Here is a 23,767-nt window from a genome sequence, read left to right as displayed (position 1 = left end):
ATTCTCACCTTTGATACCAGCGTACAAAAATACTGTGTATCAATGGTTGCCCTGAGTACCCAGGTTTTATTCCCGCTGCCCTGGCGAACTGCAATAATAAAATGAGGAATATTTCTATATCCTAAAAAAATATCACTGATATAGGTTCCGGTTTCCATTACTTTTTCAAACCATACCTCATCCTTATATTTTTTTCCTTTTAATTGATACTTGCCGGAATATCTTACGTGGATGCCCCGGGAATCAAACAGACCCAGATCAATAAACGCACCTGACCGGTTTTTTAAATTTTCAAATATGGTATTAATGGCATTGGCAGCGTTAATTTCTTCAAAATCGTAAGTGTTTGTGATGAATTCAAGGTCTGATTTACGTTCTATCAAAAAGGACTCGATCATATCTCTATGATCTCCCACTATTCGGTTTAAACTGTTGACGGTCTTATCTTCAAGTGCCGTGGTGAAAAAGTAAAAACTGACACCTATGGCCAGTAAAAAAGGAATAAATGGAACGATGATCATATTAGTTAAAATGGATCGTTTGAGCCGATTTTCTTTTTCTTTACGTTCGTGACCGTTTTTATCCATGACGTACCCTTATTTTTATATTCATCCGATACTCTGTCAAAGACTAAGAGCAACTATGATGCCGGGTTGATTCTAAATACAACAAAAAATATAAGTATTTGAAATATAAAAGATATTTTTATTTTTAAAGCTTGAGGGCAAGAAAAAATATTTTCAAAAAAGTGTCAGGTTTTTTTCCAAATTGTAAATAAATTTAGATGAGAATTTTGAATTTTGAGGAATTTATTGTGGGGCCATGCTTTGGCTGCTTTAAATAGATTGAAAATATTTTAACCATAAAGATCATGAAAAACACGAAGAAATTATTAGTTTTCTTCATGTTCTTCATGCTAGTCGATAAGTGACGGACCGGTATCAGTCCCCTTGGTCCATTTCCCTTAACTTGCGAAGAATTTCCCTTGGGCTGCTGGAAAAGGAGATATTTAACAATTCATTCATCTTTTTTTCTTCAATTTTCTTTTTGTTCATCACTTTCATTTTATATGCATCCTGCAGGGCAGAAAGAAGTGAATTAAGCTCGCAGGGTTTTTGCAGATAAGAATATGCACCGCTTTTTGTGCACTCAACCGCAGAATCGACAGCACCGTGGCCGGTCAGTATGACGACTTCCATCCATTTATGTTCCTGCTTAAGCAATTTTAAAGTTTCTTCGCCGGATATTCCCGGCATTTTCAAATCCACAAGGGCAATATCTATGGGATTGTTTTTTGCAGCCTCAATGGCCTTTTCACCTCTGTTCACCGCAATCACATTAAAATCCCTTAATTCCAGGCTTTTAGTGATTGATGCCAGAAATTGTTCTTCATCATCCACTATTAATAAATTTATTTTTTCTTTTTCCATGTCATCACTCCTTTTACGTGACCATCAATCTTAAAAAACCGTGTGGGAGCATTTTCGGCCGGGAAAGTTTCCATGGCACTTATTATCACAACCCAAATATGCTCCCACACAGCAAGCCGACTCTTTTAAACACCGCCTATTCCCAACCATTTCCAATAGCCGAAAAATACCCATATCCACAACACTGCCATACTCAGAAGAAAAACAGCAAAGCCATGAACGAAAAAATCCTTCATTGTAACCAGCTGCTCTCCGGTTTCAGGATCCTTTGCCAGACTGTAAACAATCGCATTGTTAGGTGTGCCGATGATGAGCATATGAGCAAAAGACGAAGCAAATGCTGTAGCAAGCCCGACCATGAGCGGCGATGTCCCGGAAAGGGTAGCCATTGGCACGGTTATGGGACCAACTGCAGCCACAGTGGCTCCGTCACTCATAAAATTGGTCAGAATACCGGTAATAAGGCTTGTGGACATACAAAGCCCGGTTCCACTTCTTAGGAAATCAGGAAGTATGGAAATAAAAGTGTTTGCAAGCCAGAGCGCAGCACCGGTGGAGGCAAGACCCACACCCATGGCACTTGCCGCAGCATAAAGTGCCACAACATCCCAGCTGATACCGTTGATATCTTTCCAGCGCAGAATGCCTAAAATATTTAAGAGAACCAGACATAAAATAACCGGCCCTCCCATGCCGACTTTATCGGAAAAACCCACCCACAACACAATAACAAGTATCAGAACTGCTGCAGCTTTATATTCGTCCAAAGTCATCCTGCCGATTTTTTCCCCTTCCCGTTTAACCCGGGCTGCAACATTGACATCTTTAACCTTGATTTTCTTTCTAAAAACAACAAGAAAATATGTAGCAATGGTAAGCGCCATTACCGGCACAAAGGGGAGCCCCATTTTTACCCACTGGCCAAACGAGATGCTAATGCCGTAATCTGAAAAAATACCAAGCATTACTGCATTACGACCGCCTGCTGCAGGTGATCCGGGCCCTCCTATATTGGCGCAGAATGTCAGCATTAACAGCAGCATGACCACCAGTCCCTTGTCTTTTTTTATACCGGCTGCCTGTATTGTTCCCATGTATACCAGCATTAAAATCGGAGCAATAAACGCCACCAGAGCATGCTCGGAAAGAAAAGAGGCTGTTACGGCCAGAAGGGGTGCAAAGATAAGCGCAAACCTGCGAAGGGATGTGCTGGTTCCCAGCAAAAGGATTCCAATCCGACGATCCAGACCTGTTTTGCTGATGGCAGCGGCAAATGCAAGCACACCAAAGATAAAAATTACCGAATCCTTTGCATATGCTTTGGCCACCATGCTGGGGGGAAAAACCCCGAAAAAATACATTAACACGCCCACAAGAAGAGCGGTAATGCCTATGGGAACAGCGCCGGTTGCCCAGAAAAGGGCGGCAACGATCAATACACCAATCATCACCTTTGCCTTAAAAGCTATTTTCTCCACACCGGGAGCTGTTTTTGTGACTTTCCCGTCAGCGGCTTTTGTTTTGGTATACAATTTTGCTTTTTTACCATAGTACTCTACAATTGTCTGGCCTTTTTCCATTTTTTGATATTCTGCGTATCCGGCAATGCTTTCACTGAGATTACCGGTTTTCTTTGCAGACAAAAAATCTGTCAACTGCTGTGGTGCTGGTATAAACACCATGGTTAGAAAAAGAATGGCCCCAAGAAGAATTATTCCGGGACGGGCATTTTGTACACCGATGAGCCAGTTTTTAAGACTTGTTCCCTGTACGTCGGGGATTTCATTTCTGGCCATTGCATAAACCCGTTCCTCAGCTGCCGCCTTGATTTCTTTAATTAAGTCATCCAGGGCACAAGGCTTTTCCAGGTAAGAAAATACATCAAATTTTCCCGTAACCCTGGCTGATTCAATACTGCCATGGCCGGTATGCATGATCACCTGGACTTCGGGCCGCAGTTTTTTTATTTCCTTTAAGGTCTGAATCCCGTCCATCCCGGGCATCTTCTGGTCAAGGATTACCACTTCAGGATTATCATGACGGACTATTTTTATGGCATCTTCACCATTGCTTGCATCAAGAACATCGAATCCTCTAAGGCTCAGCTGCTTTGCCAGACTTTCCCGGAACCGGTCTTCGTCATCAATCAACAATACTTTCAATTTTTTGTTATTCCCATTTGTGATTTTTTGGTCTTCCATAGTCCTTCCTTCTGGTTAAGATTAAAATGTAAAAAAAATTATATTATTTCATTAAGCCCTGCGAATCGGCAGTGATATCATAAATAAACTTCCAGCACCCTCTAAGGACTGGACATCGATTGCGCCACCCAGTGATTCTATAATATTAAGTGAAACACTGAGACCCAGCCCGGTTCCTTTCCCCACTTCTTTTGTAGTGAAAAAAGGATTGAATATCTCACTGAGCTGTTCAGCAGACATTCCTTTTCCAGTATCTTTAATTGTGATTTGTATATCCCGGTCATTTCTATTGGTGGTAATCGTAATTTTACCGGGCCCTGAAATAGCATCACCTGCATTGTTGATAAGATTCAAAAATACCTGGCGGATCTGGTCATGATCCAGCATGATTTCCGGCAAACCGGGATCATACTCACGCAGAACTTCAATATCTGCTACTTTAAACTCGCGTTCTTTGAGTCCGCTCATTACATCATCCAGAACCTCATTTACATTACAGGGCGTAAGCTTTGATTCATTTTTACGTCCAAAAGCCAATAGCTGCCGGGTGATGGTTCTTGCCCTGAAAGCCGCTGAATCTATGATATCAATCTCTTTAATGATTTCTTCAGGACTTGGATTTACGTTAAATTCAGGATCAAGCATATCGCGGACAACCCCGCTGGTTGCAACGATGATGGCCAGCGGATTGTTTATTTCATGGGCGACCCCGGTGGCCAGTTCTCCAACAGAAGCAAGTTTTGATGCATGAAAGAGTTGATGTTTCAGTTCCTCACTTTTTTCAGCAGCAACCTGGACATTCCTTAGCAGTCTGCCATTTGCAAACCATATTCCTGCTGCAATGCAAAAAAAGACCAATGCAAGGATAATCGTCATAACCCGTCTGCTCTGATACATCCCTGCGTGAGCAATATTCAAAGGCTGCCGGACAATCAGCGCCCAGGGCGTTTCTTTCAACCATGCATACCCAATGAGGACGGGATCACCGTTATTATTGATCTCCTTTACTCCGGATTCAATGGTTTGCGAAGGAATATACTCGCTTTTGCCAAGCAGTTCCCCCCTGTCCGGATCAACAATTTGGTACAGCCCCTCTTTATTAATAATGGCGGATTCGACATCTTTTCCACGACTGATGGAACGTAAAAACATATAAAACTTATCAGGGTCCAGTGTAGACCGCATAATATAAGGATTCCCGTCAATTATCTGCCTGACGGCAATGGTAAAGTGTGGTTTTTTCCTGAACCCCAGGTAAATATCACTGATATAGTAGTGCCGTTCCTGATCAAGCAGGGTTTTAAACCAGATTTCATTGCTGTAATTTTTGCCCTGAAGATAGGGAAAGGGGCCGGCATATCCTGTCTGAATTCCCTTTGGATTGAGAAATCCGACATCAATGAATGCATCATTAACCTGTCTTAAGTCCTGAAGGTAATGATGCATTTTATTCTGGGAAGGATTAAGGCTGAAATCAACACTGTGAAAGAGACTGAAAATATTAACAACCCGTTCCTGTAAAAAAAGGTCAATCGTATTTTTTTTGCTGTTTGAAAGTGCTTCCAGATTAAGCCGTCCGGTATCTTTCAATGTTGAGCTGAACTGGATTTGAAAATAGGCAAAAAATGCTGCGTAGGGCAGCATAAAAGCCGCTAGGAGTCCAACGCCCAGTTGCATTCTAAGTTTTTTAAAATATTGTTTTCTTTTATCGGTTTGTACGCCGATGGTTTGTCTTTTCGCAAAGGCTTCCTGAATCTTTTGGGAAATATCATCAATGTCAGCCGGCTTTACCAGATAATTTGCCGCTCCTAACTTGACGCCTTCAACAGCAGATTCCACCGTACCATGTCCGGTGAGCATAATCACTTCAATCAAAGGAAAATCACGTTTGATTTTCTTTAAGGTTGCAATGCCATCCATACCCGGCATTTTGACATCTAAAATAACAACTTGAATATGGTGATTTTTTAATTTTTCAAGTGCTTGTATGCCACTTGAAGCGGTTTGTACTGTATAGCCCTTTCTTTCTAAAAGTTTTTTAGTGGTAGAAAGAAATCTTTCCTCATCATCCACCAGCATTATATTTATTTTTGTCATTTGTCTTTTGCCTTTCTGCATCACCTGCTAAATTCAGATTCAGCCCATTATACTGATTTCCATGACTTCCCTGATTCCCCTAATTTCAAAGAGCAATCTTTATGCCAAATATAAATTTGTCAGCAAAAAGTATTAACTATCTAAAAATATAGAATAATATCAGTATAATGGAATCAATAGTTAACCTTAGAAAAATGGCATTGTGTCAGTATTTTTTACAATTAAATATAATTATGTCGGTATTTTTTACAGGTTGTAAAAAGCAAGGTAAAACTTTTATTGCAGATGATATAAAAATATCTTGTGTTTCCCTAAAAAAAGATTTATTGCGCTTTTATGATTTTCATTCATATGAGAAGATATGAATGATGAATTTTGAAAGACTCAGGATTTATGAATAATAAAAGGAGACAAATCATGTTAATTGGAATACCCAAAGAAATAATGTACAAGGAAAACAGGGTTGCAGCACTTCCTGAAACCATTGAAAAATTTAAAAAACTGGGATTTGATGTGATTGTTGAAACAAAGGCGAGTGCCGGTGCCTTTACGGACGATGAAGAATACCGGAAGGCCGGGGCGCAGATTGCAGGAGATGCAGCAGAGGTTTTTGACAAATCAGATGTTATTTTGAAAGTCAAGGAACCATTGTTTAATGATCAGTTCAATAAGCATGAGATTGACATGCTAAAGGAAAACCAGATTCTTATTACTTTTTTGCATCCGGCTGCCCCTTCAAATCATGGGGATGTGAAAAAAATGCAAGCCAAAAATATCACCACATTCACAATGGACGGTATTCCCAGAATTTCAAGAGCCCAGCGCATGGATCCGTTGACATCCATGAGTGCCATAACCGGCTATAAATCTATTATTATCGCAGCCGCAAATTTTCCAAAATTCATTCCCATGGTCGGTACGTCCATTGGGATGATAAAACCGGCCAATATTTTAGTGATAGGCACCGGTGTTGTCGGGCTTCAGGCAATTGCAACAGGAAAAAGACTGGGAGGTATTGTCAAGGCGGTTGACATCCGGCCGGATGCAAAAAAAGAGGCCGAGAGCTTAGGCGTCAAGGTGGTGGGGTTTGATGCTCCGTCAGAGCTGGTCCTTGGAGAAGGCGGGTATGCCAAAGCACTTCCGCCGGAATGGCTTGAAAAGGAAAGACAGGCACTGGCCCCTTTGGTTGCAGAATCTGATATCATAGTTCTCAGTGCCCTTGTGCCCGGGGAAGTTGCCCAGCATCTGATCACGAAAGAAATGGTTGAAACAATGAAACCCGGATCTGTTATCATTGATGTATCCATTGATCAGGGCGGAAATTGTGAAATGACAGATCCTGGAAAAGAATTAACTCATCAAGGCGTTTACATATGCGGGATTAAAAATATACCCGGTTCCCTGCCGGTTCATTCTTCATGGCTCTATGCCAATAATCTTTATTATTTTGTTGAGAACCTGTTTAAAAACGGGGCTGATGAATTTGACATGAATGATGAAATCATCAAAAATTCCCTTGTTACGCACAAGGGTAAACTTTATCATGAAGGTACTCTCAAGGCCATGGGTTAAAATGATCATGCAAAATTTCCAGGAGTAAACCAATGACAAATCTTTTATTGATGGCAGGCGTTTTTCTGTTTTCCTTTGTAGTGGGGTATTTTCTGATTTCCAGAATCCCCACATTGCTTCATACACCTTTGATGTCCATGACAAATGCCATCTCTGCCGTCACTATATTAGGGGTTTTGATTCTTTTCTCAGTTTCATCAACCCGAACCGAACAGATTATAGGATCCATCGCTTTTATTATGGCTGCCTTTAACCTTGTGGGCGGGTTTGCAATTACTGACAGGATGTTAAAACTGTTTAAGAAAAAAGAAGAGGGGGCCAAAGGGTCATGACTGAAACATATTCTGCCCTGAATCTATCCCTGGATTTTTGTGTCATCGGTATCCTTATATTAGGGATCTGGCTGTTTCACTGGCCCCACAGGGCAAAGTTCGGTAATCTTACCGCGGCTTTTGCTTTAACCTGTGCAGCTGGCCTTGTTCTTTATCGAAGCGGTACCCTGTATCCCTATATTGTGGTGTTATCTCTTGTAATTGGTTCTGCTGTAGGAATATGGGTGGCCAGGAAAATTACCATGATCCAGATTCCAGCCATGGTTGCCTTTCAGCATGGTGCCGGAGGGGTTGCCGCTTTTTTTCTCTCCCTTGCCGAGCTGATGCGGGGATCTCAACACCTTGGAATGGTGAATGAGATTTCCGGTCTCTTAGGCCTTGCTATCGGATCATTGACTTTCAGCGGATCCATGATCGCGGGCGGGAAACTGTCCAACAAGCTTAGCCAGACCCCGCTCATGCTTCCAAAGCACACCTGGCTTGTCATGATAAACCTTATCGGCATTATCGTACTGATCATTGCATCAGTGTATGCGCCAATGGGCAGCCGGATATTCCTTTATATTCTGATCATTTTCCTGTCAATTTTATTTGGAATTATTTTTTCCATCCGCATTGGCGGAGCTGATATGCCGGTTTTAATTTCATTTTTAAATGCCACTGCGGGAGTGGCTGCGGCCTTTTGCGGCATGATTATTGAAAACAAGCTGTTGATTTCCTGCGGCGCTACTGTGGCGGCTTCAGGATCAATACTGACTCACGTCATGTGCAAGGCAATGAATCGCAGTCTTTTCAGGGTTTTTGTTCCTGTTGAAGAATCCCTGAACAAACCTTCGGTTGAAAAGGAGCAAACCCAAGTTACAGAGCCGGTTGAAAAGGAAGTAAAGCATGAATCCATTGAAAAAAATAACTTTGAAAAAGCGGTTGAACTTGCCCGGAAAGCAAATAAGATCATTATTGTCCCAGGCTATGGCATGGCCGTGGCCCAGGCACAGTTTGAAGTGATTGATTTTTCAAATAAAATGCTTTCCATGGGCAAGGATGTAAAATTTGCCATTCACCCGGTGGCCGGAAGAATGCCGGGTCATATGAATGTGCTTCTTGCTGAAGCCGGGGTTGACTATGATAATCTTTACGAAATGGATGCCGTAAATCCTGAATTCAAGGACACTGATTTTACCCTGGTTATCGGGGCGTGTGATGTGGTGAATCCCGCAGCCATAGAAACTGACGGATCACCCATATCCGGTATGCCTATTTTACTTACCCATGAATCAAAAAATGTTGTCTGCTGCAATCTGGATGACAAACCCGGATACTCAGGTGTTGAAAATCCTTTGTATGAAAACAATAATACCCTTTTGCTTCTCGGAGATGCCAAGGAAACGATTCGCCAATTGAATGAAGCTCTTTCAGAGACACCCCCTGCTATTGAAGAATCCTCTGAAAAGTCCCCTTTGGATTCAGCCATAACTGCATTGTCATCAGCCAAAAAAATTATTATTATCCCGGGATATGGGATGGCTCTGGCACAGGCGCAGTTTAAAGTGGTAGAGCTGTCATTAATCCTTGAATCAATGGGTGCACAAGTGAAATTTGCCATTCATCCGGTGGCCGGAAGAATGCCCGGGCACATGAATGTGCTTCTTGCTGAAGCAGAAGTTGATTATGACCAACTTTGCGAGATGGATGAAATCAATCCTGAATTTTCACAAACAGATGTTGTTCTTGTTTTTGGTGCCTGTGATGTGGTAAACCCTGCAGCAATGGAGACTGAAGGCACTCCTATTTCCGGAATGCCGATACTGATGACACATGATGCAAAAAAAATAATCATCTGCAATTTTGATGCAAACCCGGGCTATTCCGGAGTTGAGAACACCTTATATGAGAACCCGAAAACAATAATGATGTTGGGTGATGCAGCGTTAACGGCAAATGAATTGATTCATGCATTAAAGGCAGAAAATTGATGCAGGCAGACTTTTCATGGGCAAACATATTTATTGGAATTGCAGGCGGACTTGCTTTTTTCCTTTATGGTATGGAGAAAATGAGCGAGGGCATGAAAGGCACAGCTGGGAATCAAATGCGTTCAATTCTTGCTTCTCTTACAAAAAATCGTGTCGTCGCTCTTATTGTGGGAACTTTTGTAACCGTTGTTATCCAATCCAGCAGCGCTACGACTGTGATGCTTGTGAGCTTTGTCCAGGCAGGCCTTTTAAATTTAGTTCAGTGCATGGGTATAATATTAGGGGCAGACATTGGAACCACCATTACAGCCCAGATGGTTGCATTTAAACTTACGGATTATGCCCTTCTTATGGTAGCCATTGGTTTTCTTCTTAAGATGCTCGCCAAAACCAAAAAGCCAAAAGATATTGGAGATATCATTCTGGGATTTGGAATTTTATTCTTTGGAATGAAGCTCATGAGCGATGTAATGGAGCCCTTGAGAACATATGCTCCATTCATTGACTTAATGAAAGACATGGAAAACCCTTTTATGGGCATTATAATAGGAGCAGGGTTTACTGCGATTGTCCAGTCCAGCAGTGCGACAACCGGTGTCCTTATAGTGCTGGCACAACAGGGGCTTATTTCCCTTGAAGCAGGCATCCCTGTTATTTTTGGTGCAAATATCGGCACCTGTGTTACAGCAGGACTTGCAGTGATCGGTGCTTCAAGGGAAGCCAAACGTGTTGCTATTGCACATGTAATGTTCAAAATTGCAGGTGTTTGTCTGTTTGTTTTCTGGATTCCGCAATTTGCTGATATAATCAGAATTTTAGCAAATCAATTTGATTCAGGGACAGCAAGACAAATAGCAAATGCTCATACTATATTTAATGTAAGTATCGGTTTGATTTTCCTTCCCTTTATTTCATTTTTTTCTAAAATCATTTATTATATTTTCCCGAAAAAAGAAAAGAAAAAAAATCTTGAAATTGTCACATTCCACATTGATGATGCTATGCTTGAAACACCGGTGCTTGCAATTGATCTGGTTCGTTTAGAAATATCACGCATGGCAAATCTTCTGGGCAGGATGCTAAATGCTATAATAATCCCTTTTATTTCTGATAAAAAATATATCGCAAAACAAGCAGGCCAAGATGAAGACGCACGACTGCTTATTAAAGAAGTTCCAACAAGAGATCAAATATTTCCTGAACTTTCGCTTCTTGAGGGCATTGATCTGCGTGAAAAAAAAATAGATTTTTTAGAAGAAAAAATCACTGCCTACCTTGCCAGAATAGCACGGCGTAATATAACTAAAGAACAGGTAAGGGAAGTATTTGGCATGGTTTCCATTGTAAAAGACATGGAAAGTATTGGAGATATAATTCATAGGAATATGATCCCCTTAATAACCAAAAAAAAAGGCCTCCATTATGATTTTTGCGATGAAGGCAAAGAAGAACTTTTAATTTATCAGAGCAAAGTTTTAAAACAGATAAATTTAATACGCAAAGCGTTTGCTTCAACTGACCTGAAGATTGCATATCATATTGTAAAAAAAGAAAAAAAATATCTTGATCTGGAAGCCAAATACAGAGCTGCGCATCTTGAAAGAATTATCTCTGAAAAACAAGAGTCTGTTGGAACAAGCAGAGTCCATATGGAACTAATGGATCTTATGAAACAGATTCTATTATATTCTGCAAATATTGCCCAGACTTATATTGGCAGTACCCCTGAAAAGGAGAAAGACGACGAAAATATAGACATAACAGAAGTCCCGTGAAAAACATCTGCCGGTAGTAAAATCATTTTCAGTATACCCCGCTAAAAGGCCGCCAAAAAAATATTGCCAAAGCATAAAAAAAAGATTGATGTCTTATTAGATATTTTTAATAGCACATGAGATATTATAATATCAAGCCATCTTTTGAAAAGATATTTAAAAACATGTGGTATAATAAAATCAATTTATACAAAACATTATGCATACCAGAAGGGGGCGATATGTCTTTTGGAAAAAATCTCGCAAAAGTCAGAAAAGAAAAAGGATTAACACAGGAAGAACTTGTAAAAATAAGTGGCGTTGCCATTTCTCAAATCAGACGTTATGAAACAGATAAATCCACACCATCACTTGATGCCATCATAAAACTGGTCTCAGTACTCGGTGTCTCCATAGATGAGATGGTCTTTAATAAAGCCACCGGCGTGGCACAAAACAAGATTATTGACCGTGAACTCTTGGAACAGTTTGAGTCCATATCCGGAATGAGTGAGGATGAAAAGTATGTGGTTAAAAAAGTTCTTGAAGGCGTCATTGTGAAGCATCAGATCGAAAAGGTTATAAGACCAAAGGCAGAAGAATCCTGGTCAGAGAGATTTAGAAATATTACCGACAGGCTTGCAAAAGGTGCAGAAGACTATTCTCAGGACAATATCGACGATGTTATTGATGAAGCAGTGGAAGCGGTAAGGACAAAAAAATATGCCCATTCTTAAAGCGGTTATTGACACCAGCGTAGTGGTCAGTGTCGCTTTTGCAAAACAAGGGATAGCCAGAAAAATGCGGGATCTGATAGCAGACAATGCATTTACCATGGTGACCTCAAAACCGATCCTGAGAGAATTGTATGAGGTTTTACATTATCCCCACATCGTCCAGCGGTTTAATCCTTCAAAACAAAATATTGATGAGTTTGTAGGCATGATCATAGGAAATGCCATGGTTACCAAAAACACATATCATATTGACGGTATCTCTCTGGATCCCGAAGACGACATGTTCATTGCCTGTGCCCTGGAGGGCAACGCGGATTATATCGTCTCAAGGGATCCACACCTGCGGAATATCAAACATTTTCAGCGGATACAGATTATTGATGCCACTACTTTTGTGAATAAAGCAGGTTAAAAATATCCCTTTTTAGACCTCCAGTGATGGCCAATGTTGCTTCCCCCGAATTTTTACATATTGTTTCACAACAAAAAAGGCAGGAAACTTCACATTCTCCTGCCTTTTTCTTGTCTGATGATGTTTTAGTTTTTATTTTCTGAATTTTCTAAGGAGAAGACGATACCTTTCATTAAGTTTTCCATATTCGAGCAGCAATTCTTCATTTCTTGTTTTTTCCCTGGTCATAGAGCTTTTCAGCTCTGATACCATTTCATCCCTGCAAAATTGCGCCCTTGATTCCATTTCCTTGATATAGTTATGGTAAAATTCCTTTAACTGGGAAAAATGATTTTCAACATTAGTAATTTTCTTGATTAAATCGTCCTGTGAAGCTTTGTGTGCAGCTGTGGATGAACCGGCCTGTACTGAATTCTGCTTGAGTCTGTTTCTGGTAAAGACTCCCATACCGCCCTTGTCTTCGACAACCATATCCACAGTGTCTAAATCTATTGCCTGTTTTTCATCGGCATATCCATACACAAGTGATGCATCACACAAAAGATTGATCGTCCTGGGAATGCCTGTGGACATCTCGTATATTTTTTTTACAGCATCCAGGGAAAAAAGTTCTGGCTTTCCCTCAGCCTTCTCAAGCCTGTAGGCGATATATTCCCCGGTTTCTTCAAGGGTCATGGCAGACAGATGATAACTGACGGAAATCCTCTGGGCAAACTGCTCAAGTTTGGGATCACTTATTTTATCCCTGAGTTCCGGCTGTCCTACGATCATGATCTGTAAAAGCATTTCCTCATCTGTCTGGAGGTTTGACAGCATGCGGATTTCCTCCAGAACATCTTCGGACAAATTCTGAGCTTCATCAATGATCAAGAGGACTTTTCTGCCCTTTGAGTATTTTTCTATTAGAAACTCATAGAGCAATGCCAAAGCCTTAGCCTTGGTAATGCCATCGTCGTACTCAATTTCAAATTCACTCAATATCAAATTAATCAGATCATCTGAAAGCACATTGGTGTTAAAAATCACAGCCACATCCATATCTGATTCAATCTGGTTCAAAAGATAGCGAACAATGGTTGTCTTTCCAATACCGATCTCTCCGGTCAGCATGACAAAGCCCACCTTTTCCGTCAGACCATACTCAAGAAAACTCAAAGCATTGGCGTGCTTGTTACTTAAAAAAAGATAAGACGGATTGGGGACCAGGTTAAATGGTTTTTCCTTAAACCCGTAAAATTCTTTATACATGGACTATTCCTGTTTGTTGAGGACAAACCCAAGGAACTTATCTTTTGGCAGCAGTGAGACCGCTTTTAGAACATCTTTCCTGGATGTACTACCGGCTTCAACCACCATAATAATCCCATCCATCATCGGTGCCATGGAAATGGCCTCAGCACGCTCCAATATAGGTGCACCATCAAAAAAAACATATCGGTCATCATACCGTGTCCCCATTTCCAGTACCAGTTTTTCCATCATTTCAGACGATAGCAGTTCTGAAGAATCATAAACGGTCCGATCACCGGAAATCAGGGTCAATTTTTCGATTCCCGGCCATATAATCAGTTCGTTTAATGGTGTATCATCCAGAAAGTAATCAATCAGACTGAATTTGCTGTCAATCCCCAGATAATTATGGATATCCTGACCTTTAAAATCACAGTCGACCAAAAGAACCGTCTGTTTCAGATCCCTGGCAAAGGTAAATGCCATGTTTATCGCAGTGACGGTTTTCCCCTCATTTCTATTGGGGCTTGTAATCATGATGGTATTCATCTTCCGGTTCTTGGCCTGCTGGTGTATCCGCGTCCTCAGAATCTTGTACTGCTCGATTTCTTTGGCATCAGGATTTATACTGACACCACGGTTTTTTTCCACAACATCCGGGTCCATCCTGTATTGAATTGAATTCGTATATTTAGGTGGAGCCCAGACATTTTTATCTTTTACAGGTGCAGTCCCGGTCACCGTCTGGGCCGCAGTCTGTTCAAATTCACTGTTCCTGGTATCCCTGGCTTTATCAAGCGCTTTCCTTAATTTCATTTGTTTTTTAGTCTCCTGTGCTTTTTATGAGATTCTGCGCATGATCTTAGCCCAGAGTACATCAAGATCCATAACATATGTATCAAACAAAAAGATGCTGATCACAATTATCACAACAATGGCAGAAAAAATCACCAGCCGCTTGATCATTCTTTTCATTCTATCTTCCCGGGTAATAATGTTGGGCACTTCCGTCAAAACTGGAAATCCGGTTGCCCGGGCAAGGGCTTCCCCATCCCTGAACGAGGTATCTGAAAATTCAACAATTGAAGCAAATCCCACGCCGGCACCAATACCCAGAACAATACCGATAAGCATAATGGCAAGCCTGTTGGGTTTATACGGTTTTTCAGGCAGGCGCGCAGACTCAACAAGGGTGAATCGCTCTCCTTTCTGCTTTGACTCGAGCTCTTCAGCCACCTGGGACTCCATCATTTTAGCCTGCAGATCGGCAAATTTGCTTTTTAAAATATTTCGTTCAATCAAAAGGGCGCTATACTTTTCTTCAACCCCTGGTGTTGCCGTAAGTTTTGCCTTGCAAATATCTTTTTCTTTCTTAAGGTCCTTTAAATTATTTTTTACAGAGCCAATATCAGACCGGATTCCTGCAAGCCGTGAAGAAAGGGTTACATAGGCAGGATTTTTAATGGCCTCGTCTTTTTTACTTGCTTCTTCCGCCTCTTTTTCCTTTTTAGACTGTTCGACCTTTACAGCCAGTTCTGTTATTTCCTGCTTAAGTTTTTTTACATCCGGATACAAATCGGAAAACTTGGTTTTCAAATTTATCAACTCCATCTTCAAGGCTTCAAGCCGCCGTTCATCATCCTCCTTGATTTCTCTTTGGGGCATGGTTGACTCAAGATCCACGGGTGTGTTGGTCAGCTGCTCTGCCAGTTCGCTTTCTTTTTCCTTTAAAGCCCGAAGGTTTTCCTTTGCCCCGTCAATATTGCGCTGAAGATTGTCCATGGCCTGCATGTTCATCTGGAATAATTCAGGAAGGGACTGGGCATTCTGCTTCTTAAACTCGGCAATCGCTTTCTCATATTCAGCTACTTTTCCCCGGACCTTCTCTTTTTCCGCTTCCAGGAACTCGAATGTACTGGATGCCTGGTGTTTTCTTACTTTTAAATCCTCTTTAAGAAAAAGGGATGTAATGGTATTGGCAACCCGCTGAACCTTTTGGGCCTCCTTTCCTTCATAGGAAAGTGTAAAAGCGATGGTTGCAGTTGCCGTTCTGCCGGATTTCCTGTCAGCGATTTCAACATTAACCGGCTCAAGAACAAGATCCTCCCTCATCTTTGCAATAATTTCATCGATTGTTTTTTTCTTTTTCTGGTCTGCATAAAGATCAAACTTATTGATCAGCTCTAAGAGCCGGGATGATGTCAACACCCGCTGGTTAATGCTCTGCATCCGTTGTTCTGCAAACGTCGTCATGCTGGATGTAACATATTCAGCCGGAATTTCACGCTGTTCAATCAGGATGGTGGAGGTTGATTTATAAACCGGAGGCAGCAACAGGGCCACAGCCCCGGCAATGATCACAATCATCATGAACGGGATAATCAGAGACCAGATCCTTCTTTTTAATATCTTTATATAATCATTTGGTGATAATACGTTTTCTTCCATTCATTTTCCTCGACAATATTTATAAGTCAAAATCTTTTCGGATCATAAGATATACCATGTTTCTTTCGCTTGTGGTATCATTCTGCCTGTTTTCAACTATTGTATATCGGTAAACTCCGGTAAGTGTGAACGTATCGAAAAACTTGTACCTGAAACCGGGCTGGATATTAATCGTCAATTCATCCAGGTCTGCCTGGGTTTCCCGGTCGTTCCGGTTCAAGTAACAGGACGTGTCAAATGTAATAAAAAAATCATCTGAAACTTTTCTGTCAATTCCCAGTGAAACGGCTGACCGTTCGACTGTACCGTTCGTGCCTGAACCACCCCTCACATCATGGGAAATGGAAAAACCAACATCATAATAAAGACCGTCATAGTTCAATCCTGATGCCAGTACTCCGCCAAAGCTTGAAGTGCTCTGGTCCTTCAGAATGGTCTGATTTATCCTCTGACTTTCTGTTGTATCTGTGTAACTGGCACCGATCTGGAGATAAACATTATATAATTCAGTTATATCCCGCGAAAAACCGGTATACAATTGCAGTACATCAGACGTAAAATCCCGGTAGGTGGTCATGCCTGGTGTTGCAGTACTAATATTCTCCAAATCAGCAGTGTAATGCAGATAACTGAAATCAAGCAACCCCATGGTGTTTTTAAATGTTTTGGACAAGTTTTTTGAAAAAGAAAGATTCAGCCTTATGGTATCGTTGTCCTCATCGTCATTGATTTCATCTATTTCAACCCATCCGTATGTAAAAGTGGCCTCACCCCTTGTTACTTCAGAAAACATGTAGTTTGATGAAACGGAAAAATTTACCGCTTCCCTGTCACCGGATAAAAGCAAGCCTGTTATATTCGTATCCATATCCCGCCTGGAATCATTTCTATAGTTGGCTGCGGCACCCACACCGACTCTTTCGGTAACCTGATAATCCCAGTTACCGGATACTGACCCGTCCGTTGAATCCAGTTGGTCATTGTCCCAGTAAAACAGGTGGTACAGCCGACCATCCAATTTTGCATCAACTCTCTCACTATCATAAAAATAGATCACACCGGCTGTAGCCGTTGTGATAAAGTCTTCTTCTTCATTGCTGCTGCTAAAAAGGATATTATCTGAATACTCCTGCTTGATGGAAACAAATGGCACTATTTTACCAGGTTCGGCAAATACCGGCAATGACAGAACAAAACACAAAAGGATTGTTGTCATACAACTAAACTTAAACCTTATCATGGCATCTCCTATCGGACCACAATCACATCACCGCGTACCAGCATGATGTTCTGTGCAAGATTTTTACCTTCGGAAGCCTCTTCATAATTAAAATTGAAGCTGATTGTTTTACCATCCCTTTTTCTGAAAATAACGATTTCTTTTTCTTTAGCAAAGGGGTTGAGCCCCCCTGCCACAGCCAGAGCCTGCATCACATCGATATTTGTATTGATTGAAAATCTGCCGGGATGATTCACCTTTCCAATAACATAGATCATCATGCTGTTTACCTGGACAACACTGATGGAAAGATCAGGTTCAGGCACATATTTTTTCAGCTTGTCAACCAGCATCTTTTCCAACTCATTAACTGTGATGCCTCCCACTTTAAGCTCCTTGACAAGTGGAAAGTGAATCATGCCATCCGGAAGAACAGCCAGTTGTTTTGTCAAATCCGGATTCTTCCATACTGAGATATCAAGAACATCGCCAGGTCCGATCCTGTAATCCCCGGCATATGCAGCAGAAACTGCTGCCGCAAACAAAAATACAGCAGCTGTCAGAATTACAATTTTTCGTTTCATAAGCCTCCCAACATTAGTTATTGGTGTTATATTCATTCAAAAGCTTTCTTGCGATTTGTGCGCCTAAGAAGTCATTATCAGAAACCAGGGATTTTTCAAAGTATAATTTGGCTTCTTTGGTTTTTCCCTGCTTGTCCAGGATCATTCCCATATGGTAGTTAAGCATGTTATTGTCCGGATGCTGTTCAATGGCTTTTCGGACATTGACATAAGCTTCATCTATATTGCCCATCTTAAACTGAAGCCAGCCCAGGGTATCCAGGACTACACCGGCATTGGGATTGAGTTTTTCAGCCTTTCTTGCAAACTCCATAGCGCGCTGGAGATCAGACTCGGATTTTGAAAACTCAGATTTAATAAACGCATAATTGTTTGCCGCAGCCCACAATCCCGGATTTTTTTCAAATGCCTGTTCATAGATTTGAACTGCTTTTTCATATTCTTTGTCTTTCTCGTAAATACTCCCAAGGATCATCCATGCCGCCCTGTTCTTAGGATTTTTTTCCAGGGCAGCCTTAAATTTTTGAACTGCAATGTGTTTTTCTCCCCGGGCAAGATAAATCCGGGCAAGATTGTCATAGGGTTTTCCCCATGCAGGCTTGATTTCCACAGCTTTTTCAAAAGCCACCTGTGCTTTTGCAAGCTCTTTTTTTGCCAGATAAACACTTCCAAGCAGGTTCCAGGTATATGCTTCTTGCCTATTCTTTTCCAGACGGGCATTACAGAGCCTGATGGCTGAAGCATAATCTTTATCATCAATATACAATTTTGCAAGACTCGTCACCATAAGGGCTGAATCCGGATTTTTCTTATACCCGGTTTTCAATTCATCCAAGGCTTTTTTATTCTGTTTTTGAATTCTGTATACTGATGCAATCTTTAGATACCCTTGAGCCAGGTCAGGTTTTTTTCCTATAATGATTTGATACTGTTCCAAAGCTTTTTTGTATTTTTTTGATGCCATGTAGAAATCACCCAAATCAACAATTGACTGCAGGTTTTTCGGGTTGGCCTTAACAGCCATGTGGAGATTGGCTTCTGCCGCATCCATATCTTTTTTCAATATATTCAACCTTGCCATGCCCTTTAAAAGAACATCCGCCTTGGGCATTTTCGCATATGCTTTTTCCAGCACGTCTGCTGCCAGATTATATTCTTTGTTCAGCGTATGAGCCTGGGCAAGATTCAAATGCCCTTCTACCACCTGGGGCCTGTCCTCTACCACTAGCCTGAATTCCGGCACAGCATTAGTGCCGTCATTTCTGGAAAGATAGAGTTTTCCTTTAAGAAAATGAGCATCCACGTTTTTGGGATCATTTTCTATTACTTCATCAATAAGCTGCTCTCCCTCTGTCAGCCTGGCCTTGACCAATAATATCTTTGCCAGTGCAATCTTTGTTTTGATAATCTCGGGATGAGCAGGATCCGGATTTAATTCAAGGGCCTGACGCAGAATCATTTCAGAATCATCAATTCGTCTGGTCTTGGCATAGACCTCTGCTAAAAACAGCCTGTAAGTAAAACTGTCAGGACTTGTCTGCAGGCCTTTCTTGATCAAATTTTCCGCTTTTTTGACTTCCCTTGCAGACAGCCAGAAACTTGCAATACCAATCCTTGTCTTCTCATCCTGACCGTTTTCAACCAGGGCCTGATTCAAAACCTTTTCTGCGGATTCTTTTTTCCCCTGGGCCAGAAATACCTTGGCTAAATTCAGCTTGTAAAGGATCACATCCGGTTTCAGTTCAATGACTTTTTGAAGGTTTAATTCAACTGCATCAAAATTTTTCTCGTTTGCCTCCAGCTGGGCCAGGCTCAAAAGAAGGGGAACGTGGTCAGGATTTTTCCCCAACCCTTCTTTAAGGTATTCCCGCATCTGCTCCTTGTCCTGCCTGAGCCTTGCCACGGAAGACAGCATCACAAACATATCTGCTGAAGACGACCCGGATTTATAAAGATCCTGAAGAATCTGCTCTCCTTTATCATATTCTTTTTTTACAAAATGGATGGATGCCTTTAAAAGATTGCCGTCAATATGTCCGCTATCCCTTGCCAGCACGGCATCTGCCTGCTCTTGAGCCCTGTCCAGGGCTTTTCCACCCAAAAGGATTTTACCAAGTATAATGCGTGCCTCAATGTTGTCAGGATTCAGTTCAACGGATTTTAACAGCATCCCATAAGCCTGCTTGAAATTTTTCAATGCAAGTTCGGTCTTCCCGAGCAGGAAATATGCCTGTGCGAATTCCGGATCAATCTGGATCGCATTTTTATATTCAAGTCTTGCTTTTACAAAATCTTTCTGCTCAAACAGTTGATTTCCTTTATCAATAAACGCCTGCTTTTTATCATCAGGACTTGAACATCCCATAAAGAGCATCAAAAGTGCAGATATGAAAATAAAAATCAGCGGTTTACAAAAAAACGATTTCATCTATTACTCCTTTTTTAATTCTTGCACAAAGCCACAATGGCACAAAGTTTTTATCAATCTTGATTATATTTTTGCAGAAAAAGTCACCTGGATGCGGTGGATTCTATCTGGATTACCGATTTTGAATAAACTCTTCCACTGAGAGTCCAATATCTCTACAAATTTTCCGGAATAAAATTGGGGAAATGTCTCTACCAGAGTGGAAGGGAACAGTTGTACCTCGTCCATCAATGTGTCGGAATTGCTTATGAGAACCATGCTGGCGCACCTCCTGAAAGCCAAGCTGTACCAAGATAGAAGCAATTTTCTTCGCACTCAGGACTGGAATGTTACCCATTTCAAGCTACCTTGACTGTCTGTGTACCAATGAATTCGGTTTCCAACTTTGGAGCACCATCCTCAAGGAGCATCTCAATGACCTCTTTTAAATTCTTGTTGAGTTCGTCCAAGGTCTCACCCTGAGTATGGGCTCCAGAAAAACCTGGGACAAAGCCCACGTAAAGACCTGTCTCGGAGCATCTCTCCACAACTGCTGTGAATACTTGCATTATATGTTTCCTTATAAATATTCTCTAAGTTCATTAACACCTTCTAACAAGCATAAAAATAATATAACATATTTACATAATTATTCAATATTTTAAAGATTCAGCCAATAAAACCCCTTACAGCCAGAATAGCCAAAATACAAATAGACGGCTTTGCCAGAAAACCAGAATGACCTCTTAATTCGCCGATGAGAACATCAAAGCTGAAAAACAATACCAGCACCTTTGCAAGCGTTATACCGGCATCAAACCCCTGCAAATGCATGGACGGCAAATTTGGGAACACTAAAATCACTATAAATACCAGGATATCCAGGGGTGTGATCTTGAATCCCTTTATCCGCCGGGTCAGGTTCATTGTAAAAACAACAAATAAAACAAGACCAATAAAAGCAATATTATTCGCCTCAAGCCAGGAACTTTTTATCCACAATGCGGGATCAGTCTCTGCCAGATAAACCAGCAAAGGTACAATCAGATAGGTGGCAAACCTTAAAACATGCTCTCTAAACCGAATAAAATTTAAATAATAACTTCCCCCGATCAAAACAATCAGGCAGATGGCAATAATGGATAAATAAATTGGAATCTGTCTGGGTATCATGATCTGGAAAGCCAGAAGCAGGGGAAATCCATATTTCAACGCCCCGAAACAGATCCTGATAAAAATGTTCTTTTCCTTAAAAACCTTAAGGCGTTTTTTAACCACTGTGTCAAAACTGCCGTCTCTTCTAAACTCCCAGTCGTTTACCCTGGCGATATAAAAGGATAAAAGAATCACAGAAGACATGATCAGAAAACCCGAAACAAGTACCCAGTCTGAATAAAACCGGAATATCAGGGCCATGGCAATAAAACAGGCCTGGATAATATAAATACTCAGCACGGCTTCGGTATGAAAAAATCCAAATCGCAAAAGCCTGTGATGGAAATGATTCTTGTCGGCAGAAAATGGAGATCGCTTTTTAGCAATTCGTTCGACCATAACAGTAAGGGTATCCAGAATAGGAAATCCAATAAGAGGTAAAGAAAGAATTTTGCTGTAAGGGGTATTTGCCTGGGTCAGGACAATGGCAAAAATAATGGATAAAAATCCTAAAAGCTGACTGCCGGCATCCCCCATGAACAAAACCGCAGGATGGGTATTAAATCTTAAAAACCCTGCAATCCCACCCACCATGGCCATTGCCATGATGGCAATCTGAGTGTTTCCGGACTGGTATGCCAAAAACACGATCAAAATAAAACTGAGCATGGAAATTCCCCCTGCAAGCCCGTCCAGACCGTCCGCAAGATTAATGGCATTGGTTACACCCAGGATAACCAGCAGGGTCAACGGAACAGACACAAACCAGGGCAGGATACAGTCCGTCGGTGCCAGTTCACCCAGGCAGGTAATCTCCACACCACCAAAGAAAATCACAATCAAAGCTGCAGCAATCTGGGGAAGGATCTTCAGCTTTGCGCTCAATGGTCTGATATCGTCAACAAGCCCAAAAACAACTATAATGATCGAACCAATCAGCACAGAGCTGACGAAATCATCTTTTGACACCCATAAGAGCATGGGAATAAACGCACCCATAGCAATGGAAATGCCGCCGGTTTTGGGCATAGGTACAACATGCACCTTCCTTTCATCCGGGACATCCATGATATGCATCCTGAATGCCAGGCGCTTGAACACCGGCACCAGGGCAATGGTTAAAAATAACGAAAGAATAAATACTGTAAATAAAAACATATTCAGGTCGATTTTACCCCTGTTCAGAACTGAGTTTTTCTATTTTGTGCATAAAAAATTTTTTACTCCACAAGCTCAGGCTATGCTGCTCCGACGGTCTGAGAAATCGTTGAACATCAATTGCTGCAGTCTGCCAGTCGATACGGGCTGCTTTTTGGGTCAAGTGATGTTTCAGCCATTTTATATTTAGATCTATTTTCTGATTTGCCCATGGTCCCCACTGAAACAAGGCCGCATGCAAATGTGGAAGGTTGACTTGGGCACCTTGCTTTACATACCAGCTAAAATCATACCAGTCCCTGCCTTTCAGATACGGCCTGCAAAGCAGTGCATGGATTTTTAATGAAAAATTACTGCTCAAATCCTGATGGCAGACTTCAAAATCAAGAGGAAAATCCAGGTAAGTATATTCAAAACCGGAATTATTCGGCGGATCGACATCAATCTCTAATTTGATTTTTTGCGTTTTTTTCGGGCTGCCTCTGAAAAATAACAAATTGAGCTGATTACAGATTGAGTTATTTTTGATCAGGGCTTTTTTTACCCGTTGATCCATTCTACTTTTGTTTAATACCTCTGACCTTAATCCAAATTCCTCAAAACAATCAAGCATACCCTGAAGGTAAACAGGCCAGACAAATTCAGAATCAGGTACTTTTAATATAAAATCAAGATCTTCGGAAAATCTTGTCATTCCATATAAAATCCGCAGACTGGTACCTCCCTGGAATCCCGCCACCTCAAAAAATCCAGCGCGCCACAGACCATATAAGGCAATGTCCTGTAAAATTTCTTTAATGGCATACTCTTCTTCCAGCTGATTTGCCGCACCGTAGGCAGCTAATTTTTTCTGGATCAAATCAATCAAAGTTTAATTCCCCGGTGAGAGAAGATAAATATAATTGTACTCGTTTATGTTTGTAAATCAGTTTCAAAATTTTAATATCATTACCGGTAATGCCGGCCAATGATTCCATATCAATTCGCAGGCCTTCTAAAAGCCAGTCCATGCCTTCCCAGGAAAGTTTTCTAAAACAGACCAGATCCATTAATGCCCT

20 protein-coding genes and 1 pseudogene are annotated in these 23,767 nt (G+C 41.3%); 6 read left to right on the top strand and 15 right to left on the bottom strand.

Annotation, left to right across the window (positions count from 1 at the left end; all coding sequences use genetic code 11):
• The 4 genes and pseudogenes from K8S13_RS07110 to K8S13_RS07095 form a co-directional block, all read right to left on the bottom strand.
• Window positions 1-587: pseudogene (locus tag K8S13_RS07110) on the bottom strand (two-component sensor histidine kinase); the annotation flags it as partial.
• 354 nt (window positions 588-941) lie between these two features.
• A complete protein-coding gene (locus tag K8S13_RS07105; protein WP_291461541.1) occupies window positions 942-1,430 on the bottom strand; it encodes a response regulator in 489 nt (162 codons plus the stop codon).
• A gap of 125 nt (window positions 1,431-1,555) precedes the next feature.
• Window positions 1,556-3,631 carry an SLC13 family permease gene (locus K8S13_RS07100; RefSeq protein ID WP_291461539.1) on the bottom strand — a complete coding sequence of 692 codons (2,076 nt, stop codon included), beginning with the start codon at window positions 3,629-3,631 and terminating at the stop codon, window positions 1,556-1,558.
• A 51-nt stretch (window positions 3,632-3,682) separates the two neighbouring features.
• On the bottom strand, window positions 3,683-5,728 hold the full coding sequence (locus tag K8S13_RS07095; RefSeq protein ID WP_291461537.1) for a response regulator: 2,046 nt from the start codon (window positions 5,726-5,728) through the stop codon (window positions 3,683-3,685).
• 417 nt (window positions 5,729-6,145) lie between these two features.
• On the opposite strand from K8S13_RS07095, the gene K8S13_RS07090 reads away from it, so the two are divergent.
• The 6 genes from K8S13_RS07090 (at window position 6,146) to K8S13_RS07065 (ending at window position 12,508) form a co-directional block, all read left to right on the top strand.
• Entirely contained in the window at window positions 6,146-7,300 is a 1,155-nt protein-coding gene (locus tag K8S13_RS07090) for an NAD(P) transhydrogenase subunit alpha (RefSeq protein ID WP_291461535.1), read from the top strand.
• 32 nt (window positions 7,301-7,332) lie between these two features.
• Window positions 7,333-7,632 (top strand): NAD(P) transhydrogenase subunit alpha, encoded by a 300-nt coding sequence (locus K8S13_RS07085; RefSeq protein WP_291461534.1) that lies wholly within the window; start codon window positions 7,333-7,335, stop codon window positions 7,630-7,632.
• The gene (locus K8S13_RS07080; RefSeq protein ID WP_291461532.1) at window positions 7,629-9,605 is read left to right on the top strand and encodes an NAD(P)(+) transhydrogenase (Re/Si-specific) subunit beta; all 1,977 of its coding nucleotides are present in this window, start codon (window positions 7,629-7,631) and stop codon (window positions 9,603-9,605) included. The genes K8S13_RS07085 and K8S13_RS07080 overlap by 4 nt, the downstream gene beginning before the upstream one ends.
• Window positions 9,605-11,380 carry a Na/Pi cotransporter family protein gene (locus tag K8S13_RS07075; RefSeq protein ID WP_291461530.1) on the top strand — a complete coding sequence of 592 codons (1,776 nt, stop codon included), beginning with the start codon at window positions 9,605-9,607 and terminating at the stop codon, window positions 11,378-11,380. The genes K8S13_RS07080 and K8S13_RS07075 overlap by 1 nt, the downstream gene beginning before the upstream one ends.
• Before the next feature lie 221 nt (window positions 11,381-11,601).
• Window positions 11,602-12,096 (top strand): helix-turn-helix transcriptional regulator, encoded by a 495-nt coding sequence (locus K8S13_RS07070; protein ID WP_291461528.1) that lies wholly within the window; start codon window positions 11,602-11,604, stop codon window positions 12,094-12,096.
• Window positions 12,083-12,508 (top strand): putative toxin-antitoxin system toxin component, PIN family, encoded by a 426-nt coding sequence (locus K8S13_RS07065; RefSeq protein WP_291461527.1) that lies wholly within the window; start codon window positions 12,083-12,085, stop codon window positions 12,506-12,508. The genes K8S13_RS07070 and K8S13_RS07065 overlap by 14 nt, the downstream gene beginning before the upstream one ends.
• Before the next feature lie 132 nt (window positions 12,509-12,640).
• On the opposite strand, the gene K8S13_RS07060 is transcribed toward K8S13_RS07065, so the two are convergent.
• The 11 genes from K8S13_RS07060 to K8S13_RS07015 form a co-directional block, all read right to left on the bottom strand.
• Window positions 12,641-13,756, bottom strand: coding sequence for an AAA family ATPase (locus tag K8S13_RS07060; protein ID WP_291461526.1), 1,116 nt, complete (start codon window positions 13,754-13,756; stop codon window positions 12,641-12,643).
• 3 nt (window positions 13,757-13,759) lie between these two features.
• Window positions 13,760-14,554, bottom strand: coding sequence for an AAA family ATPase (locus K8S13_RS07055; RefSeq protein WP_291461524.1), 795 nt, complete (start codon window positions 14,552-14,554; stop codon window positions 13,760-13,762).
• Between the two features lie 24 nt (window positions 14,555-14,578).
• A complete protein-coding gene (locus K8S13_RS07050) occupies window positions 14,579-16,186 on the bottom strand; it encodes a Wzz/FepE/Etk N-terminal domain-containing protein (RefSeq protein ID WP_291461523.1) in 1,608 nt (535 codons plus the stop codon).
• Between the two features lie 19 nt (window positions 16,187-16,205).
• On the bottom strand, window positions 16,206-17,426 hold the full coding sequence (locus K8S13_RS07045) for a hypothetical protein (protein ID WP_291461522.1): 1,221 nt from the start codon (window positions 17,424-17,426) through the stop codon (window positions 16,206-16,208).
• A gap of 8 nt (window positions 17,427-17,434) precedes the next feature.
• On the bottom strand, window positions 17,435-17,989 hold the full coding sequence (locus K8S13_RS07040) for a polysaccharide biosynthesis/export family protein (protein ID WP_291461521.1): 555 nt from the start codon (window positions 17,987-17,989) through the stop codon (window positions 17,435-17,437).
• 13 nt (window positions 17,990-18,002) lie between these two features.
• Window positions 18,003-20,417: a tetratricopeptide repeat protein gene (locus K8S13_RS07035; RefSeq protein WP_291461520.1), complete on the bottom strand. Its 2,415-nt coding sequence runs from the start codon at window positions 20,415-20,417 to the stop codon at window positions 18,003-18,005.
• A gap of 112 nt (window positions 20,418-20,529) precedes the next feature.
• Window positions 20,530-20,754 carry a type II toxin-antitoxin system HicA family toxin gene (locus tag K8S13_RS25635; RefSeq protein WP_367172545.1) on the bottom strand — a complete coding sequence of 75 codons (225 nt, stop codon included), beginning with the start codon at window positions 20,752-20,754 and terminating at the stop codon, window positions 20,530-20,532.
• A gap of 1 nt (window position 20,755) precedes the next feature.
• Window positions 20,756-20,965, bottom strand: a complete 210-nt coding sequence (locus tag K8S13_RS07030; protein WP_291461519.1) for a type II toxin-antitoxin system HicB family antitoxin — start codon at window positions 20,963-20,965, stop codon at window positions 20,756-20,758.
• Window positions 20,966-21,065: 100 nt separating this feature from the next.
• On the bottom strand, window positions 21,066-22,709 hold the full coding sequence (locus K8S13_RS07025) for a glycosyltransferase family 4 protein (protein ID WP_291461517.1): 1,644 nt from the start codon (window positions 22,707-22,709) through the stop codon (window positions 21,066-21,068).
• A gap of 13 nt (window positions 22,710-22,722) precedes the next feature.
• Window positions 22,723-23,577: a nucleotidyl transferase AbiEii/AbiGii toxin family protein gene (locus K8S13_RS07020; protein ID WP_291461516.1), complete on the bottom strand. Its 855-nt coding sequence runs from the start codon at window positions 23,575-23,577 to the stop codon at window positions 22,723-22,725.
• Window positions 23,570-23,767 (bottom strand): hypothetical protein (locus K8S13_RS07015; RefSeq protein ID WP_291461515.1); only part of this gene is annotated, 198 nt, incomplete at its 5' end. The genes K8S13_RS07020 and K8S13_RS07015, both read right to left, overlap by 8 nt.

The sequence above is a fragment of the Desulfobacula sp. genome (genome assembly GCF_021107415.1).
This window is presented reverse-complemented; position numbering and strand designations above follow the sequence as displayed.